The sequence below is a fragment of the Brevibacillus migulae genome, assembly GCF_004521915.1.
GTDB classification, from domain to species: Bacteria; Bacillota; Bacilli; order Brevibacillales; family Brevibacillaceae; genus Brevibacillus_F; species Brevibacillus_F migulae.
The window spans coordinates 70,433-88,798 of the sequence record NZ_SDKD01000007.1; the positions used below are offsets into that span (position 1 = coordinate 70,433).

General features: G+C 49.3%; 20 protein-coding genes. 7 read left to right on the forward strand and 13 right to left on the reverse strand.

Annotated features, from left to right (window positions below; translation table 11 throughout):
• Positions 1–174: 174 nt before the first annotated feature.
• Entirely contained in the window at positions 175–1,086 is a 912-nt protein-coding gene (locus tag EIZ37_RS09920; protein WP_167568779.1) for a glycosyltransferase family 2 protein, read from the forward strand.
• Positions 1,087–1,150: 64 nt separating this feature from the next.
• Here EIZ37_RS09920 and EIZ37_RS09925 read toward each other — a convergent pair whose 3' ends face one another.
• From EIZ37_RS09925 to EIZ37_RS09955, 7 genes are all read right to left on the reverse strand, one after another.
• Positions 1,151–2,848 (reverse strand): right-handed parallel beta-helix repeat-containing protein, encoded by a 1,698-nt coding sequence (locus EIZ37_RS09925; protein ID WP_134684446.1) that lies wholly within the window; start codon positions 2,846–2,848, stop codon positions 1,151–1,153.
• Between the two features lie 150 nt (positions 2,849–2,998).
• Positions 2,999–4,972: a DUF4962 domain-containing protein gene (locus tag EIZ37_RS09930; protein ID WP_134684447.1), complete on the reverse strand. Its 1,974-nt coding sequence runs from the start codon at positions 4,970–4,972 to the stop codon at positions 2,999–3,001.
• On the reverse strand, positions 4,962–6,113 hold the full coding sequence (locus EIZ37_RS09935; protein ID WP_235827944.1) for a glycosyltransferase family 4 protein: 1,152 nt from the start codon (positions 6,111–6,113) through the stop codon (positions 4,962–4,964). Before EIZ37_RS09935 ends, EIZ37_RS09930 begins: the two co-directional genes overlap by 11 nt.
• A gap of 342 nt (positions 6,114–6,455) precedes the next feature.
• Complete coding sequence (locus tag EIZ37_RS09940; RefSeq protein WP_134684449.1) at positions 6,456–6,788, reverse strand: helix-turn-helix domain-containing protein; 333 nt, start codon at positions 6,786–6,788, stop codon at positions 6,456–6,458.
• A 108-nt stretch (positions 6,789–6,896) separates the two neighbouring features.
• Positions 6,897–7,040, reverse strand: coding sequence for an anti-repressor SinI family protein (locus tag EIZ37_RS26535; protein WP_134684593.1), 144 nt, complete (start codon positions 7,038–7,040; stop codon positions 6,897–6,899).
• Positions 7,041–7,378: 338 nt separating this feature from the next.
• Positions 7,379–7,951 (reverse strand): DUF167 family protein, encoded by a 573-nt coding sequence (locus EIZ37_RS09950; RefSeq protein ID WP_134684450.1) that lies wholly within the window; start codon positions 7,949–7,951, stop codon positions 7,379–7,381.
• 81 nt (positions 7,952–8,032) lie between these two features.
• Complete coding sequence (locus tag EIZ37_RS09955) at positions 8,033–8,482, reverse strand: MarR family winged helix-turn-helix transcriptional regulator (RefSeq protein ID WP_134684451.1); 450 nt, start codon at positions 8,480–8,482, stop codon at positions 8,033–8,035.
• Between the two features lie 144 nt (positions 8,483–8,626).
• Between EIZ37_RS09955 and EIZ37_RS09960 the strand changes: the two genes are divergently transcribed.
• The gene (locus EIZ37_RS09960) at positions 8,627–9,889 is read left to right on the forward strand and encodes an MDR family MFS transporter (RefSeq protein WP_134684452.1); all 1,263 of its coding nucleotides are present in this window, start codon (positions 8,627–8,629) and stop codon (positions 9,887–9,889) included.
• A gap of 60 nt (positions 9,890–9,949) precedes the next feature.
• Here EIZ37_RS09960 and EIZ37_RS09965 read toward each other — a convergent pair whose 3' ends face one another.
• Positions 9,950–10,210: a DUF2573 family protein gene (locus EIZ37_RS09965; protein ID WP_134684453.1), complete on the reverse strand. Its 261-nt coding sequence runs from the start codon at positions 10,208–10,210 to the stop codon at positions 9,950–9,952.
• Positions 10,211–10,347: 137 nt separating this feature from the next.
• On the opposite strand from EIZ37_RS09965, the gene EIZ37_RS09970 reads away from it, so the two are divergent.
• On the forward strand, positions 10,348–11,418 hold the full coding sequence (locus EIZ37_RS09970) for a type III polyketide synthase (protein WP_134684454.1): 1,071 nt from the start codon (positions 10,348–10,350) through the stop codon (positions 11,416–11,418).
• Positions 11,419–11,424: 6 nt separating this feature from the next.
• Positions 11,425–11,982 carry an isoprenylcysteine carboxyl methyltransferase family protein gene (locus EIZ37_RS09975; protein ID WP_134684455.1) on the forward strand — a complete coding sequence of 186 codons (558 nt, stop codon included), beginning with the start codon at positions 11,425–11,427 and terminating at the stop codon, positions 11,980–11,982.
• Here EIZ37_RS09975 and EIZ37_RS09980 read toward each other — a convergent pair.
• Together EIZ37_RS09980 and EIZ37_RS25905 are read right to left on the reverse strand one after the other, a co-directional pair.
• Positions 11,960–13,072 (reverse strand): aminopeptidase, encoded by a 1,113-nt coding sequence (locus EIZ37_RS09980; protein ID WP_134684456.1) that lies wholly within the window; start codon positions 13,070–13,072, stop codon positions 11,960–11,962. The two genes, EIZ37_RS09975 and EIZ37_RS09980, sit on opposite strands and share 23 nt — an antisense overlap.
• Positions 13,073–13,230: 158 nt before the next feature.
• Complete coding sequence (locus EIZ37_RS25905; RefSeq protein WP_167568781.1) at positions 13,231–13,401, reverse strand: hypothetical protein; 171 nt, start codon at positions 13,399–13,401, stop codon at positions 13,231–13,233.
• A gap of 173 nt (positions 13,402–13,574) precedes the next feature.
• Between EIZ37_RS25905 and EIZ37_RS09985 the strand changes: the two genes are divergently transcribed.
• Together EIZ37_RS09985 and EIZ37_RS26540 are read left to right on the forward strand one after the other, a co-directional pair.
• Positions 13,575–13,853, forward strand: a complete 279-nt coding sequence (locus EIZ37_RS09985; protein ID WP_134684457.1) for a hypothetical protein — start codon at positions 13,575–13,577, stop codon at positions 13,851–13,853.
• 48 nt (positions 13,854–13,901) lie between these two features.
• Positions 13,902–14,036 (forward strand): hypothetical protein, encoded by a 135-nt coding sequence (locus EIZ37_RS26540; protein WP_268898743.1) that lies wholly within the window; start codon positions 13,902–13,904, stop codon positions 14,034–14,036.
• A gap of 282 nt (positions 14,037–14,318) precedes the next feature.
• On the opposite strand, the gene EIZ37_RS09990 is transcribed toward EIZ37_RS26540, so the two are convergent.
• Positions 14,319–15,122 (reverse strand): RDD family protein, encoded by an 804-nt coding sequence (locus EIZ37_RS09990; protein WP_134684458.1) that lies wholly within the window; start codon positions 15,120–15,122, stop codon positions 14,319–14,321.
• A gap of 50 nt (positions 15,123–15,172) precedes the next feature.
• On the opposite strand from EIZ37_RS09990, the gene EIZ37_RS09995 reads away from it, so the two are divergent.
• Positions 15,173–16,153, forward strand: coding sequence for a stage II sporulation protein M (locus EIZ37_RS09995; protein WP_134684459.1), 981 nt, complete (start codon positions 15,173–15,175; stop codon positions 16,151–16,153).
• Here the strand turns inward: EIZ37_RS09995 and EIZ37_RS10000 are convergent.
• Positions 16,120–17,490, reverse strand: a complete 1,371-nt coding sequence (locus tag EIZ37_RS10000; RefSeq protein WP_134684460.1) for a DUF58 domain-containing protein — start codon at positions 17,488–17,490, stop codon at positions 16,120–16,122. The genes EIZ37_RS09995 and EIZ37_RS10000 overlap by 34 nt on opposite strands.
• Complete coding sequence (locus tag EIZ37_RS10005) at positions 17,441–18,361, reverse strand: AAA family ATPase (protein WP_134684461.1); 921 nt, start codon at positions 18,359–18,361, stop codon at positions 17,441–17,443. Before EIZ37_RS10005 ends, EIZ37_RS10000 begins: the two co-directional genes overlap by 50 nt.
• Positions 18,362–18,366 lie beyond the last annotated feature (5 nt).

The following is an 18,366-nucleotide window of genomic DNA, read 5'->3' on the forward strand; positions in this document are numbered from 1 at the left end:
TTCTTATTAAAGAACAACATAAGTTGAGTATATCCGAAAATAGCTAAAAAATGAATCCATTATTTTCGACAACATTCGCTCACAAACTACTTTAAAAAGAACATTTTGTTCTTTATAAAGAATTAAGAAAGAGATATAATGTCATATATACACCAGCGAAAAGAGGGTGATTTCTTGAACGTTGCCATTTGCATCACTACGTACAAAAGGCCCGAGGGCTTGAAACGATTGCTGGATGCACTAGAGATATTGACTTTTTCCAAGAGTGCACCTGCAAACATTCGGGTCGTGGTGGTGGATAATGATCCCGCTGAGGGGGAAAAGGCATTCTGTCAGAAGCGAAGTGAAACCTACCGATGGCCCCTCACCTATGTATGCGAGCATAACCGGGGAATCTCCTATGCACGCAATCGAGCGATAGCCGCAGTCATTGACGATACGGACTGCTTCGCCTTCATTGATGATGACGAGGTTCCAGAGCCGCAGTGGCTCGATGAACTGCTTTCCGTATACATGAATTACAAAGCCGATGTCGTAACCGGACCGGTGCTCTCTGTGTTTGAAGGACAAGTTCCCGCTTGGGTGATCAAGGGCAAATTTTTTGACAGGCCCCGATATGCCACCGGAACGGATATGAGGTTTGCGGCTTCCGGAAATGTGCTCATCCGGACAAACATTTTGCGCAGCCTCCCCGCCTTTTTTGATGAGCGCTTGTCCTTAACAGGCGGAGAAGACACTCACTTTTTCATGAGACTCGTGAAACTTGGGTATCGCATCGTCTGGGCTGATCAGGCGGTTGTGCACGAGTATGTACCTCAAACAAGGGTCAATCTGCAATGGATCGCCAAACGGGACTTTCGCACTGGCAACACGATCACATTTTGTGAATTGGATCTGTCTCCTTCCTTGGCAATTCGCATCAAACGCATCGTCTTTGGCACCGGTAAGATCGTGCAAGGAATCCTCCAATTCCTGTGCTCTCCCGTTCTCGGAAAGCATGTCTACGCCTATGGAGTCAAGCATATGTATCGCGGATTCGGCATGCTTGCTGCAATCGTCGGCGGAAAGTATGAAGAATACCGTTGAAATAACTGGTCGCATCAGCAATGCGACCAGTTTTTCATTTCATGCGTCGACCACTCCCTGCTAATCAATCCGAATAATTGTTAAGGAGGAGCGGAGGCGTCAAAGGGAAGCTGCCAGCGGTATAGGAGATGGGCAGATCGTACGGATACGTATTCGGTTTATCAATGTCCAGCATGACATTGCTCTCGATCCGGACTCGCTTAAAAAAACCTACGCTCAAATCAATGCCTCTTCTGGCTGACTCCCTGATCAAGTTGCCCCGCATGACCAGATCATCGCTCATATTGGCTTGGACTCTGCTCGCATCGATGCGGATTCCAGAGTAACCAGGTCTGATAATTTGATTGTCCAAGATATAGATGTCGCTGTGTTTTTGGCTGCCTGTAGTTGGCGTAAAGAAGATGCCAAAATTATACGAACCTGGCGTTTGCTTCGTACAGTCAATCATGTTGTTCCGGATCATCACACGATCATTGTAATTGCCTTTGAAATGCATCCCGTTTTTCCCATTCGCCGTAACAATATTGTTGCCCTCGATCGAAGCATTGATCAAAGGGGCTGTCGAATAGATGCCATGTCCCGTGGTCGTTAGCAGGATCTGATTGTATTTAATGATCACATTGGTTCCTGCCAAGCCGTTCCCCCAGGTATGGTTGGGACCATCGTCACCTAAAAAGATACCGGCGTTGTACACCTCCGTCGATTGCGCAGGATTCAATACATTGGTGATGTAATTGTCTGTAACGGTATGGGTACGGCCACGAATAATAATGCCTCCGCCACAATTGACGACATAATTGGTGGATACGGTAATGTACTCCGTGCCGCCATGTGTCGAGATACCGGCGGAAGAATTGTTTTCCGCGGTGTTGTTATCTACCGTGATAAAACGGGAGATGATATCCGTCCCATGTCCGGAAATATCGATCGTGTGACGACAGTACTCTCCGTGATTTTGCGTGACTTCCCCATGCTCACAGCCACTGATCAGAATGCCGACGCCGAATTCCGGCATGTTTGCATCCAGCACATGATTCTGATGGGCAACAAAATGGATGCCCATTCCCAAAATGATCCCGGTCTGCTCGATTCTTTCCGTTCTTACGTGGCGAACACTGGCGTTGTCAAAGTATTTGATATGGATCCCATTTTGCCGCTTCCCGCTTCCGCCCATGCGGACAATCACGTTGCTGACCGATACATTTCGGATCGGGAGTATCCTGTCAACGTAGATGCTGTATACGTCGTTGTAATCGTCGAAGATGCTTCCCATTAATACCAATCTTCTGTTTGACGCATCAATTGACCTGATTCTGGCAAATTCGCCTTTGCTGATCGAGCTGCGGTCCGGGTTGAAATTTTCAGCAGAACGAATGGCAATCAAGTCCCCTGGTCGAAAGGGTGTCACATCCGCTACGACAATCTGATTGCTTCCCCGTGCGATAGACTGGGTTACATTCGTAATCGCCTGCTCGATTTGGCCACGAAGCGCGATTCCCGCAATATCAGCCGGTATGTTGGGCATATACAGAGTGGCGTTGCCGCTCCCTTGAATATGTGAATTGCTGGTATCAATCAGGAAAGGAGTGGTGGTAGGCAAATAATAGACACCATCCGGAATTTTCAGCACGCCCCCGCCATTTCTCCTTAATTGGGCAATCGCATTTCGAAAGGCAGTCGTATCATCCGTACCTGTGTTTGTGGTGAAGTTATAATCTCCTTTTGCACCAAAATCCTTCACATCCAAAATATTATCACTCATGTCCTTTCCTCCCTTCACCTAGAGCTGATCGTCGTGCTACTAAAAATGTATGTAATAACGAACACTTTCGCCTGCCCACTTTCCTGTATAACGACAAAAAAGGCGATTCTTATGTAAGAATCGCCTGCACATATCGCTTACCCATCAGCATTATTTAGCGTTATATCGAACAGGGTATCCCGATACACTCCAGTCTTTCAATGACTTCGCTGCTGGCAGCTTGGTTGGCGGGTTCTGCCCCTTTTCCAGCGGGACGAAGAGTACAGAGAACTGCAGCTCTTTGCTTTTCCCATAGACCACCAGCTTATAGCCGTCATTGCGACTCTGCTTCGGGCGGGGGGAGGTTTTTAAAGGCTGTGGGTAATAGACACGGAAGGATACGTCCTGATTGGAAATGATATGCGCCCACAGCCGTTTTTCGCCGACTTGCAAAATCGCTGATTTCCCTTTATCGCTCAACGTGATTCTTGCTGGCGTGTGCATAAACCACCAAATATCACCCGTTCGCTTCAATTTGATCTCATCGTGCACGAGCAGTTTGCTGCGATTATCAATCAATGCAATTCCACGCTTGACCGAGGTTGCTTGATCTTCATAGGCGGCAGTAAGATCGGCAATCGCAAACGAACCTTCTACACTCGTGCGAAACGATTTGATTTCGCCCTTTGCTTGTATGTCTTGATCCGGTTTTTTCCCAGGGTTGATGACCAACGTATTTTGGCCTTCCGCACGTTTACGGTAATACTGCCAACGCCCGTTCTTGACGTCTCCATAGCCCTCCAGATTATAGTCATCCTTGCCAAGCTCGGTCGCCCATCGAACGCCCATGGCATCAAAGATAAAGGTGCCATTGTCCAAATCTCCGTGCGCTAAATAGTTGTCTCCCGTGTGGAAGCCAACAAACAAGGCATTGGGATCGTTCCAGTCACTGCGCATCGAGATGATCCCCGTGGAAGGCTCACGGAAAATCGTATCCAAAGGCGGCTGCTTGCTTGCCTTTTTCGGCTGGTACCAAGCCATTTTCAAGGGATCACCGTAATATTCACGCACATAGTCGGCATACTCCGGCTTGTTGTACCGCTTGGCCATCCACATTAAATGGGAAGGATTTGCTTTTTTGATCGGGTCGGAATCGCCAAGGTTAAACATGCCCGTAGGACCGGTCAGATAGATGGGGAAATTCCCTGTCTCGGAGAGCCCTGGCAAGTCGCTCAAGCCATAATCTGTCCCATTCCCGACCTCCAGGGAAGACAGCAAAAAGGTAAGGTATTTTGTGGCATATTCCCAATACCCCGGTCCTTCGACATAGCCTCCGTCCGGCGCAAACGTTTTTAAGGAAACTTGAATGTTTTCCAGAGCGTGATCCAGAACTTCTTCCGCGATGCCAGTCGATTCCGCATCTTCTTTGGCAATCGCGATCGCAGCGACAGCGATTCCCGAGTTGATTACGGTATTCCAGTTATGCTCGGAGGTCTTCCACCAATTCAAGCCGTATTGTGATCCTTCGTATACCTCAAGCGCTGGGGACATTCCATTGCGAATGATCGCTTCCCGCATCACTTCTCTTTGCTCATCGGTCCAATAGTCGTACAGCCAGTCATACCCGATCGCAACGGCGGTGGCCATTTCAGCGGTATCCAAGAAATGCTCAGGGTTCCAATCACGGAACAAACGCCTGTCTGATACCGTCTTCAGCTCTTTCCATACACGCTCGGCGTATTTGACATCGCCGGTCATTTTGTACATCATCGACAATTTCAGGACTCGGTCAAGGACAAGCTGACTGGTTGCTAACAAGCGCAGCCCATCCGGTTTTTGATAGGTAACGACAGGCTGGGTCAATATTTGATCCGCAGCTCTCTGCACATCCTTATGGTAACGAATAAAGTCCTTATCGGTTTGCAAATACTGCTTTAATTGTTCAAACTCTTGCGCGGACAATAATAGACGCGGGTGAGAAGAGGGTAATAAAGTGACGACGTCATCACCATCGATCCGTATTTTTTTGGTGTCAGCGTACGCCGTTGTTTTCGCAGTTGGCAACCACATCGTATGTGATGCAGCGATGAGAGCGACACAGCTGAACAAGACCAATATCAGGCTGACCCACTTTCTACGTAACACTTCTGCTAATCCTCCTTGTTTTATCCAAATGGCTCACATCCTGCTCGATTTTCCGATAGAGTTCGCTCATCTGCCCCCCTCTTTTGTCCCATGTGTGTTCGGAAGCAAACTTCCAGGCCTCGTATCCTTTCGCTGCTCTCTCCTCCGGGTGATGGTACATTCGTTCCAAAGCTGCTGCAAGGTCATTGCTTACTTGATCGGCGGAGTGGATCGGCACCTTTATGGCCGCTTCGTTCGGCACAAAGTCAGCTACCCCGCTTTGATTCAAGGCGACGACCGGCATCCCATGCGCCATTGCCTCCAGGACTTGGGCACCGAAAGAATCTCGTAGACTCGTAAATAGAAATACATCACAAGTCTGGTAATATTCTTTTACTTTGTCCCAGGTCACTTGTCCGACACATTCTACCCGATCTCTTATCTGATAAGCATCGATCCATCGTTCAATCTCATCCCCGACAGGACCGCCCACTACGATCAACCGGATCGGAAGGCGTCTGTCTACTCTGGAAAATGCTTCGAATGTCAGGTTTAACCCTTTTCTGGGCATGATTCGACCCACCCATAATACCGTCAGCTCGTCACGCTTCGTCCGTACGGGCGGTTCAGGGGGAACATATACGGCGGGCAGCGCTGTATCAAGAAATAGCTCGACATGCTTGGCGCCCAGTCTTTTCGCCAATAGATACGTTTCCCTGTTCGTTGTCAACAAAAGGCTGGCATACCGTGCATTCCATACGCTAACCGGATTGAATCGCGCCAATCTGGAAAAAACCAGAGAGCGTAATTTTTCCATCCGCCAATGACCAGCAAAAAATCGCTGTAAGGCTTGTGCAGCGATTTGCCCCCCGCCTACCGGTCCAAACACAAACGGCTTTTTTAATCTCCACAGCCACGAGCCTCCCTGCAGACTTCCCCAGGTCACATGGTGGATCAGATCAAAATCGATTTCTTGATCAAGGGCGCGAGCGGTTTTACAGATATGCCATTGCCATAGGTAATAATGTAGAAACAGTCCCTTGTTGCCTTTCACTCTTTTCCTCACGTCAAATGGGATATCCACAAAAATAAAGCGTACATGCTGCAGTGGGTTTGCGCGAATTTCCCGTTCTACTTCTTCCTTCCAGTCATTTCTGGTCAAAACCCATAGCTCATGCCCTTGCCTTGCAAGACTAAGCGCCCAATTCCATCCAAAGCCCGGTTCCGATCCTCTTCCGGGTGCACACGCGTATGCGGAGAGCAGTATTTTCATTTCATTCACCCGACCAATTTCATAAGCCTATTCGTTCTTAACTAAGAACATCCTCTCATTTACTTTATGATACTTAGCCTTGCTTATCCAATGTATTTCGCACTATATTTCAAAATTTAAAGGTTTGATTTTGTTCGATATAATAGAAAAAAACGTCCATTCATACAATCCGTTCAAAAACAGATTCCATAAACAGACGTTATCTGTGACAATCGTACTAGTTTTGCAGGTTTACTCTTTGTCGCGTTTGATACGCCATTTGTTGAATTCAAGAAACTCGCGGAATTGTTCCTTGCTCACACCGGAAGCCATGGCTTCCTGAACAAGATTCAACCATTCCGGATCCATCTCGCCTTTATCAATATCCGGCTCTTCATGAATGATGGATTCAACAGTCATCCCCAACACGGTCGAAACTTTTTCCAGAAATTGAATGGAAGGATTGGACTGAATACCCCGTTCTATTGAACTAAGATATGATTTAGCAACGCCCGCACGCTCTGCGAGTTCGGACAGTGACAAGCCTTTTTCTTTGCGCAGTCGTTGAATGCGATTCCCTATCATAGAAGGTCACCCTAGTTACGTTTATTGGCTATTATACCAAAAGGATCATAATCTGTGAACGTAAAACGGCAACCTGCTCTACAAATCCTCTACAAAGGGAATCCAACACTACAATGCCGAATAGTACTCCCTACTGTCTCTTCTCTCAAAATAAAAAGATGCCTGTGTCCCTTCCTGCCTTAAAAAAGCTCGGACTTCTTCTGGTGTAAGACCAAGTTGACGCGCCCGGAGAATCAAATCCACCCATTCCATATCTAATTCTCTGTGCTTCCCCTTGTTCTCCACTACAGTAATCTCTCCTATCCCTTCACTCTATTTTTCTTTGATGTATCAATAATCCAGATATTAACATCTTCCATCAAAGATTGACAAAATGCTAAAGGTACTATCTATTCGTCAACTTTCGTCAAAGTCTTCAACATTCCGCCATCCAAAAAAGTATAATGGTCATAAATATATCTATCTTTCCTAGCAATTCTAGGAATGGGTAACAGTCTCATGATTTCTTATTCTGGCCAGCTGTGCTCACATTTTTCCGTAGCCTCGACATCAGCTTGTCCCTGTCCTTCCTTCCTAGTCATTTGGTTCGATCAAAGTCGTTTTCTTTTGGTTATCCGAAAGCGTTTCTGCTGTCCGTTGTATCCATCTAATAGCTCGATATCGCGCTCATACACACCGTAATGTTTCTTCAATACATTCATCACCGCTTCGTTCGCCTGTTTCCCCAAGTGACCAGCCGCTACATCGATGACCAAGGTTTCATTGGAAGAAATGTCCCGCAGCATGGTCCGTTTTTTCCCGGGTTTGATCCAGACCGTCACCTCAATCACCTCCCGAATGATTCGGCTAGCATCCTCCCATTCCGCCGCTTTAAGAATGACCGATTTTCCCGGTGCTTGGCGGATTCGCGAACGTTCCATCTCCCTGCTGGCAAGCCGTGCCGCTCTTTTCGCAGACAGGACAGCAGGCTTGTATGCCTCTTCCGCTTCCACACCGGCGACTTGATCCAGCAGCCTCGGAAGGCGATGAATAAATTGCATGATCAGCTCATATTGCGGTTCCTTGGCACATCGCTCCTGTACCATTTTATATTTTCCCTCTTCAACGATCTCTGCAATCAATAACCAGCCTGGGCCTTCTGCTTTGCGAACAGTGAGTTTCATTCCTAACCACCTCAATATGATTGTATATACAACTATATGTCATTTTGGTTGCATATACAACTATTTGCTTCGGTTTTGGGCTTACAGATCTCCCAAGCCCTTTCTCAATTTGTGCAGCATTTCCAGAAGCGTCGCTTGCTCCTCTTTTGTTAATGGAGCTAGCACTTCCGCTTCAAAGTGATCCTTGATGGCCAAGAGCGAACTCTCCACCATTTCTTTGCATGGTTCGGTTGCCTTGACGACATAGCTTCTCGCATCTTGTGGATTGACTGCGCGGACAATCAACCCTTTGCGGAACAATCCCGGCAAGATGCGGGAGATGGTTGTCTTATCCCGCAACGTCATCGTACCCAGCTCGGTCGGTGTCACCCCATCGGAGCGGACGAGGGCTATCAGCAGCTGCCATTGCTCGGGTGTGAGATCATACGATTGAAGCACTCGGCTCGTCTCTTCTCGCATCAGCTGCCCGATGCGATGCAGGTTATGCCCTAAGCTGTCTTGATACAGCTGCAAAAAAGATTTTGCGTCCATAAATGCCTCCTAAATCGATAGGATTTTCGTGAAAGAAATGTCAAAAACTGAAAATTATAACTGTTTGCAACCCTCTTTCATTTGAAAATTTTTTCCTGTATACTACAGAACATCTATTCGCACTTTGAAAGGAGGGTCACCATCATGGCATGGTTACAAAACTTGATTACCCGTTATGATACCGCCATTTGGATCCGTGTGATCGGCACGATTTTAACTACCTTTGCCGGCTTTATGCTTCGTCCTTTCCTGGCGATCTACCTGTTTGACAAGCTGGAAGGAAATCTGATCATGTCCGCGGTGGTCGTCGGTCTTCAGCCGCTGACCGGGATCATCTCCAGTCTGTATTCTGGCGGATTAGCAGACCGTTACGGACGAAAGCCCCTGATGATCGTTGCACTTATTATTGAATCCGTTTCCATGCTTGGCTACATCTGGGCCGATTCCCTTTATACCTTCGCTTTCCTCACCATTTTGAACGGTGTTGGGGCATCGCTGTTTTGGCCGGCAGCCAGCGCCCAGGTCACCGATGTTGTTCCCGAGGAAAAACGAAGCGAAGTGTTTGCCCTCCTGCATACCGCATTGAATATCGGCGCTGCGGCAGGCCCGTTGATCGGGGTGGCCATCTACAAGGTAAATCCCAGCATCGCATTCGGCATCTGTTCGTTGGCACTCTTCCTGTATTGTCTGTTGATCATCTGGAAGGTGCCGGAAACATTGCCGAGACTCGTAAATCGTGATCAAGCGGAAGCAAATCCGTCCGCCAAAAAGGAAACGAAACAGCCGAAAATCAAGATTCGGGAGCATCCGACCATCTTCCTGATAACGCTGGCGGCGATTCCAGTCTCCCTGCTCTACTCACAGGTAGAAGTCATTCTCCCGCAGCAGCTAAAAACCTTGTTTCCCGACTATCTCATGGTTTTCGCCACTCTCATGACCATCAACGGCCTGATGGTCGTATGCACCCAGCTGTTGATCGCCCGTTATGCGGAACGGTTCCCAGCTCAGAAAGTCATTCTTCTCGCCTACAGCTTGCTTGCGATCGTCGGTTTCGGCTATGGCTGGGCGCCCAGCTTCGCCATCTTCGTTGCGGTCGAGATTATCTTTACGCTTGGCGAAATGCTGAATGGTCCGCAAATTCAAAAGGCCGTATCGGTCCTGGCACCACCTGAGTATCGCGGGCGTTACTTCTCCATCTTCGGGGCCAACTGGGGAATCACCGGCACGATCGGACCATCCTTGGGCGCACTCTGTTTTACCGAGCTTGGCGGCAACTACTGGTTTTCGATGATTGGCGTTCTCTTGTTGGTGGCCGCAGTATTCCAATACCGTCTCGTCTCGACCGCCATGCGCAAACAAGATCTTCCTGCCAGCCAGGCACAACCGGAAACTTCAGCCGTGATGTAAGCAAATCCTCAATAGAAGCCTTCACTAGCACAGCTCATGTGCTAGTTTTTTATTTGGCCTCTACTCCTTCTTTTGCTTTTCCTGATTCCATTGCTTCAATTGATCAATGGTTTTTTGAATGTCGGCCTTCGCCTGTTGATGCTCGGGTTCACTCCCCCAATGCTGGACCAGCGGAGGCATGACTTTTTGAATATGGCTGTAGATGCACCAGTTTTTTACCATATCGATTCGCTCAGGAGTCGCTTCCCCCGTCAGCAGCTCCGTGAATTTTTCCAGCAATCCTTCCAATTCCGGTATGTTCGTTTTTGGTTGCTCGCTCATTCTTTTCCCCTCCAAGTCCTTCTATCCTTTACGCATCTTACTGAGATTCCATATAAAATGCAAGGGCTTCCTCCGCATGTAATTGGAACATTTTGGGGAGACTTTGAAACACAAATACCAGGACGGGAGTGTTTGGTATGCCTCGCATTCTATCTGTTGGTACGGCCGTTCCTCCCCATACCGTTTCGCAAGAGGCTTCCCGCCAGTTTACCCAACAGCTTTTCCAGGAGACCTTTCCTGATATCGATCGTTATCTGCAGGTGTTTGCCAACAGCCGTGTTGAAAAGCGGCATTTTTGTGTCCCGCTTACCTGGTTTTCCTCCCCGCACACCACCATGGAAAAAAATCAGCTCTATATCGAACATGCTTGCCAGCTTGGGAGAGAAGCGATTACCCGTTGTCTCGAAAAAGCTCACCTGTCCGCAGAAGACATCGATTGCTTGCTGGTAGTTTCCAGCACCGGCATCTCAACCCCCAGCATTGATGCGCGGCTTATCAATCTGCTTCCCCTGCGCGAGGATCTAACCCGCATACCGCTCTGGGGACTTGGCTGTGCGGGCGGAGCCATGGGGCTTTCGCGAGCGGCTGATTATGCACGTGCCTTTCCACAATCTTTGGTGCTGCTGCTCTCGGTTGAATTATGCGGCCTTACATTTGTCCATAATGATCGCTCCAAAAGCAATCTGATCGCCACCTCTCTTTTTGCGGACGGGGCTGCAGCTGTCCTTGTCGCTGGTGACGAATTTGCTGCTGGACACACAGGTCATCTGACAGCGCCCCGTATTTCCGGCTCGCGCACCGTGACCTGGAAAGATTCGCTTGATGTCATGGGCTGGGATGTGACCGACGATGGATTGAAGGTCATTTTTTCCCGGGATATTCCTACCCTGGTCAAGCTACGCATGAGAGAGGCTGTTGATCAGTTCTTGGACCGGCATCAGACGACTTTGCCACAGATCAGCCGCTTTGTGCTGCATCCGGGCGGCGCCAAGGTGCTCACTGCCTATCAGCACAGTCTGGACATCGAACCCGGACGGCTGCAGACCGCTCATGAGGTGCTGCAAGCTTATGGTAATATGTCTTCTCCCACGGTGCTGTTTGTGCTGGAAAAAGAAATCGAGCGCAGCTGGCAGTCCGGTGAAAAGGGACTGGTCGCCGCGCTCGGTCCAGGCTTTAGCTGTGAATTACTCTATTTGCAACAGGAGTGAATGCAATTGCGCATCTTTTTTGGCATCGTGATCCTGATTGTCATCCTGCAGCGGCTTGTCGAGCTGCGCCTCGCCAAGCAAAACCGCGACTACATCTTATCGCAAGGGGGGCACGAAGCTGGAGCGTCGCATTACAAATACATCGTCCTGCTGCACATCCTGTTTTTTCTCTGTCTGATGGTGGAGGGCGGGTCCCGTCAACAGCTTCCGGCATGGTGGTGGGCGCCGTTTGCTGTCTTTCTCCTCGCCCAAGCGGGACGCTATTGGTGCATCCGCACCCTCGGCCGCCATTGGAATACGAGGATCATGATCCTTCCCGGTACTTCCCCGATCAGACGCGGGCCGTATCGTTACCTGCGGCACCCCAATTACTGGGTCGTCACGATCGAGCTGCTGGCCTTGCCGTTATGCTTTGGCGCTTTTTACACGGCCGTGCTGTTTCCGGTGAGCAATCTGCTCCTGCTTGGACTGATTCGCATCCCCATCGAGGAACATGCCCTGCATTCGCTGAACTCGCAGGATCAAGCGGTGGAACCGACGCTTAACGAAGATTCTCCGGATTGAGGCACTCCAGCTCCGGTATGACAAATCGGCCATTTTTGCGGATCAGTCTGCCGTCGAAGTAAATTTCTCCGCCGCCCCATTCTTCGCGCTGGATGCACACCATATCCCAGTGTACGGACGACTTGTTTCCGTTGTAGGCATCCTCATAGCAAGAGCCAGGCGTGAAATGGAAGCTGCCATCGATCTTTTCATCAAACAGGATGTCTTTCATCGGATTTTGGATAAACGGATTGACCCCTATCGCAAATTCACCGATATAGCGCGCTCCCTCGTCGGTATCCAAAATCTCGTTGATCCGCTTGGTATCATTCGCTGTAGCTTCGATGATCTTTCCATCCTTGAATGTGAGGGAAACATTTTCAAACGTATACCCCTCATACGGAGTGGGGGTATTGTAGGTGAGCACGCCATTGACGGAGTCACGTACGGGCGCCGTATATACCTCTCCGTCTGGAATATTTAACTGTCCATCGCATTTCACGGCAGGAATACCCTTGATCGAGAAGCTCAGATCTGTTCCTGGACCGGTAATCCGCACTTGATCGGTCTGATTCATCAAGTCTACGAGATGATCCATCGCTTTTGACATTTTGGAGTAATCCATCGTACATACCTGGAAATAAAAATCTTCAAATGCTTCCGTGCTCATATTGGCCAACTGCGCCATCGATTCATTCGGATAGCGCAGGACCACCCATTTTGTCCCTGGTACACGCACATCGATGACAGGACCCTGGACCAATTGGGAGTAAAGGCGCTGGCGATCCGATGGAACATCGGCAAGCTCGTTGATGTTGTCCCCGCTGCGGATGCCGATATAGCAATCCATTTGTTTCATCAGGCTGATTTCAGCTTCCCGCATCACGTCCAGCTGTTCTTTTTCCGCTCCCATCAACAGCTCTCTTTGAATCTCAGGGTGCACATGCTGGATGAAGGGTCTGCCGCCTGCCGCATAAATTTCGCGAATTATCGCTTTTACGAACATTGGGACATGCCCCACCACATTCAGCAGAACGTTCTCCCCCGGTTGAACGCGGGTCGAATAATTGACCAATACATGCGCCAATTTTTGTAAGCGCGGGTCCATCATACAAAAAACACTCCTTACCTGTTTTTTAGCAAGAACTAGGCTACGATACTTTCCATTTTGCGGAAACAAAATCGTTCAGTCAATAAAAAAATTTTTGCAGAAAAAACCTCTCCAGCGATACATGCGGAGAGGTTTTTCTGCCACAGCCTGTTCTGCCCTTATGATGAATGTTCTTTCGTCATAGCTGAAAGCCCGGACAAGTTTAAGCGATCATCCATCGTCCCAGCCATGTACACGTGATTCAGCTGCTCCTGTGTGATCGCCAAACCTTCCCACGCAGTGCCATCGTCATACTCATTTCCGTCCCCATTTTGCGGATACCCACTCATTGCTCTACCTCCTCCTTTTACCAATCGCTCTTAGTATGAGCATGCCTTTCCGGTTTTACCCAAGAAAAACGATGGGACAAGTTACTATACATACCTGTTGACTTTCTTGCTAATCCAGCGCTATGATTTTACATACAAACAATTGGTGTAGAAAAAAAGGAGGTAGATGAACAATGTTTGAAATCCTCGACCTTCTTTTTGACAGCTACTACCCGGTGCTTTACCTGCTTTCCGGCATAACTGCTACTTTTCTGTTCACCCGGCAGCGTACGCTCACTTTTTTTACGGAAGTACACTCGCCATCAGTTAGCCGAAAGCATGATCGGCCAGAACTCGTCAAAGTGGAGTCGTATCCGGATGGAACCTTGTTCAACCTTGCCTTTCGACTCACAAGAATGAGGCAAACACCAAATCGCACGGATGATGCTGACTTTTATCTCCCCGCTTTCTGAGAAAATGACGGTGAGCCAATCACGTTCAGAAAAAGGGAGGAATTTTGAATGATCAGCAAGTGGATTGGAGAAAGTTTGATTTTTGTGATCGCTCTGCCGATTTTCGCTTTTCAAACGGCGGAAGGTCTGTTGGGATTAATCGAGGTCTTTGGACAGATATCTGAATATACGCGGATGAAATAAAGAAAGGATCATAACTGACACTCAAATAGCAGCCTTAGTTCGGTATTCCACCGGACTAAGGTTGTTTCGTTTTTTGCCTGAAATCTGTTGTTATGGGAAACGCGCATGTATTCATGAATAGCGGGGATATCACTCGTGCAGCTTAGAATCTCTCTACAACTGCTTACTGGATATGCTGAATTTTTACCCAATGAGAAAATCCCCTCCAGGTTAACTGTAAGTGCTCCTGCTTCTTACAGTCTACCTGGAGAGGATTTCCGGGAATATTCCTTGTCGTACAACTTACACGCGCCAGTCATCCTTAACTTGCTCATAAACTGCCAGCAAAAACGGAATCGACTTCGTCTCAGCGACGGTCCGGTTATCACCGATTCCCTTTTCATAAAAATGGACCGCGATCTGAAAACCAAGCTGTCTCTTTTTCTCCTCGGACAAAAGGGGAAGCCGCTCGAGGAAAGCTGAGAGCATCAGCCAATCCTTGTGGTCCATTCGATCCTTCGCTTCTTGATCCAGATGAACGATGACCTGCTCATGCTTCCATCTGTCCCACTCTTTGGCTGCCCGCTTGTTGCCTGCGCTCATCCGACTTTTCCCCTCACGCACTACGATCGTACCCGCTACCAGGTCCCCGATGCGCTTATCCTGCGGATGGAAAAAGCTGACGAGGGAACCGAGCAGATAGGCAAACGGCAAATTATCGATCATGCGAAACAGATTGCGGATCAAGACGGCCAGAAACGTGACGGACTGTCCATTTTCCCGGATCACGCGCAATCCCATCAGCCGTTTTCCCAAAGTCTGTCCTCCATTAAAATATTCCATCAGTGTGAAATAGCCGGTATTGAGCAGAAAGAGGCCAAGCAGCACGATGGCGAAAGCATAGCCGTTGGGTTCATTTAAAAATCCGTCCGTACTTCCACTTACTACTATACTTGCCAGAATAAATAAAGTAACATTAACCAATGTGAGGAGAGTTACGTCGACCAGATAGGCGACCGCCCTGCTCCCCACTCCGGCTGTCTGGAATTGCAAGCGCACCTGCTCAGGTGTCATCACTGAGGCTAGCCGATCAAGACGTTCGTTCATTTTGTCCACCTTATTTCATTGGATTTCGCAGTGTCGAAAGGAGTCCTGGCATGGAAATCACCCTATTTCTCAAAGAAAACCGAGCAACCTGGGCACAGCTGGAACGATTGCTCGAACGTTTTCATAAGCATCCCAATCGGGTCACCGCTGAGGAAATCGATCAAATGACTACGCTATATAAAAAGGTATCTTCTCATCTCGCCTTTATGCGCACGTATTATCCCCAGGATGAAACCACCCTGTATTTGAACCAGCTGACGGCACAAGCCCATAATGTGACATTCAAGCAGGCCTACAGCAGTCCAAACCGTCTCTGGCAGTTTTTCCAGACCTATTTTATCCGCTTGATCGAAGCGAGGCTTGGATTTATCGGCATCGCGACGCTGCTCTTCCTGCTTGGCGGAGCTTTCGGGTTTGCCTCCGTTTATACCGATCCATTGAACCTGTATGCCATCCTTCCCGCAGAAATTGCGGAGAACGTCGATCCCCACCGACTCGGGGAGGGGCATGATCAGATCAACAGCCCGGTCATCTCGACCACGATCATGGTCAACAATATGCAGGTCGCGATGCTAGCTTTTGTCAGCGGCATTACATTTGGCCTCTTCACCCTTTATCTGCTGCTTTATAACGGGTTGATTATCGGCGCGCTGGCCGCCTTGTTCCTGCATGCAGGCAAAACCTACGAATTTTGGGCGTATATCCTGCCACACGGCATCATTGAATTAACGGCGATCTTTATCGCAGGCGGTGCCGGCTTGTATATGGGCTACCGTATGCTCGTGCCCGGCAGATTCTCCCGCAAGCATCAGCTTCTCCAGGCTGCGAAGGAATCCGCCCAGCTCTTGCTTGGCACGCTGCCTTTGTTTGTCATCGCAGGGGTGATCGAAGGGTTTGTGACTCCTTCTGCTCTCTCCCTGGAGGTAAAATACCTCTTTGCCGGGCTTACTCTGCTGCTCTTGCTGGCAGCCTATTTATACGGTACGCTGCGCAAGTCTCAAAGCACCTCTCTGGATTTGAGCTCAAGATAACTGTTTACTACCGATAATGCCAACTGATCGGCCGGAACGTCCAGCACCTGGATGCCCTGGGCGATCATTTTTTGTTTATAGTGGTTGCGTTCGTGTAAAAACTTGCGGGCCATGCTTTTGATATAGGCATCCTTTTTCGTTTGCAGCGGAATTCGGCTCCAGGCAAACAGCAAGGGATCTTGCAGGGATAGAAGCAGCAGCGCATGTGTTTTGCGCAGTCTCAACAAATATGCCTGCAGCTGATCCTCCAGTAGATAGCTTTCCATATCGGAAAACAGCACCAGCATGCTCCGTTTTTTCAAATAACGATGCAGATAGGATAAGGCGATGGCATGGTTCGATTCGACAAAATCACTCCGCAAATCGTAGACCGTTTCAATGATGGTATGGAGATGCGCGATGCCCCGATTCGGGGGTATATAGGCCTTGATTTCACTTGAGTAAGCAAGCACCGCCACTTGATCCCCCTGACGCAGCGCAACAGCCGCCAAGGTCAAAGCCGCCTCCAAAGACCGATCGAGCTTTACCCTTGAATCCAGCTCCACCCCCATCATACGTCCACAATCAAGCAGGATCGTGACAATTTTCCCCCGCTCGGGACGATACAGATTGGTCATCAGCTTGCCGGCCCGCGCAGTCGCCGACCAGTTCACTTTGCGCGGATCGTCATCCGTGACATATTCACGAATAGCGTGGAACTCTGTACCTGAGTTCTGTCGCTTGTAAATCCGCTGGCCATCCAACACGAGACTTTCCTGCATGGAGGCCAGATACCCCCGAACGGCAGATAGATCCGGCAAGACCTTGATCGCTTGCTCCTGAGAAATTTTTATCTGCTTTTCCCACAACCCAAGCCATCCGCTGAAGCGCACGTACAAAAAAGCGAAGACGTATTTTCCGCGCTCCTGCCCAACCGTCTGATACTGCAATGCGGCTCGCTTCCCCTGCACACGGGACACTAGCGGTTCCATCGGGGCAAAAACCAGTGGCAAATCATCCAGGATGCGGATCAAGATCGTTTGTCCGCTTGCGTTATGCACCTCAATCCCGATTTCGACCGGTTGCCCGATATCCACCTCTTCCGGCAAGCTTCGAGTGACCTGAATCTCCCTGCGCTTGGGCATCGTGATCCAATCCAGCAGGCTCAGCAGAAACAGCGCGCCATTTGTGATCCACAGCAAATAGGTCCCCGCTCCAAGCGCGTAACCGATTGCTACTGCCAATGCACCAGCAAAGGCAAGGACGATCATTTTCTTTGTCGGAAGTACGAAGTGATGGAACAAATGCCTAGCGAGGAACTGGAATAGCGGCGAGCGTTTCTTGGATGATCTGGTCACTCGTTCCTCCCTCCAATTCCACCTGCGGGGAGACTAACAGGCGATGGCGCAATGCGGGGACAGCTACCGCTTTCACATCATCCGGCGTCACGTATTGTCTGCCGTCCAAAAGCGCCCATGCCTTGCTGGCCATCAGGATCGCAATGCCTGCACGTGTACTCGCCCCAAGCTGCAGACGCTTCGTCTCCCGCGTCTTGCGGATCAACGTCGTGATATAGTCCAAAATCGAATCCTCTACGACAACGTCTGCCAGCAGTCTCCGCTTCTCACTCAGCTCTTCCAGCGTGATGACGGCCTTAAGCGCTTGCGGATCCTGCGCAAAGAACGGGACATGTTCTTTCAGCACCTGCACCTCTTGCTCGTGGGATGGATAAGAGAGCTGCAGCTTGAATAAAAAGCGATCCAACTGCGCTTCAGGCAGGGGATAGGTCCCCTCATACTCGACAGGGTTCTGTGTGGCGATCACAAAAAACGGATCCGGCAGCTCATAGGTCCGGTCATGGATCGTCACCTGACGTTCTTCCATCGCTTCCAGCAAGGCGGCCTGCGTGCGCGGAGGTGTCCGGTTGATTTCGTCGGCAAGCAGCAGGTTTGTAAACACAGGGCCTTTGATCGTTTCAAATTCATGCTCCTTCATGTTAAAGACCACATTCCCGGTAATGTCGCTCGGCATCAAATCAGGAGTAAACTGGACCCGTCGATACTGGCCATCCACCAAGGAGGCCAGTGTGCGGACGAGCTTTGTTTTCCCGACACCCGGCACCCCTTCCAACAGCACATGCCCGCCAGCCAAGAGTGCTGTGATCAGGTAGCGGATATTGCGTTCTTGTCCCAAAATGGTTTGTTCCATCTGTTTTATTAATCGTTCCATGTAAG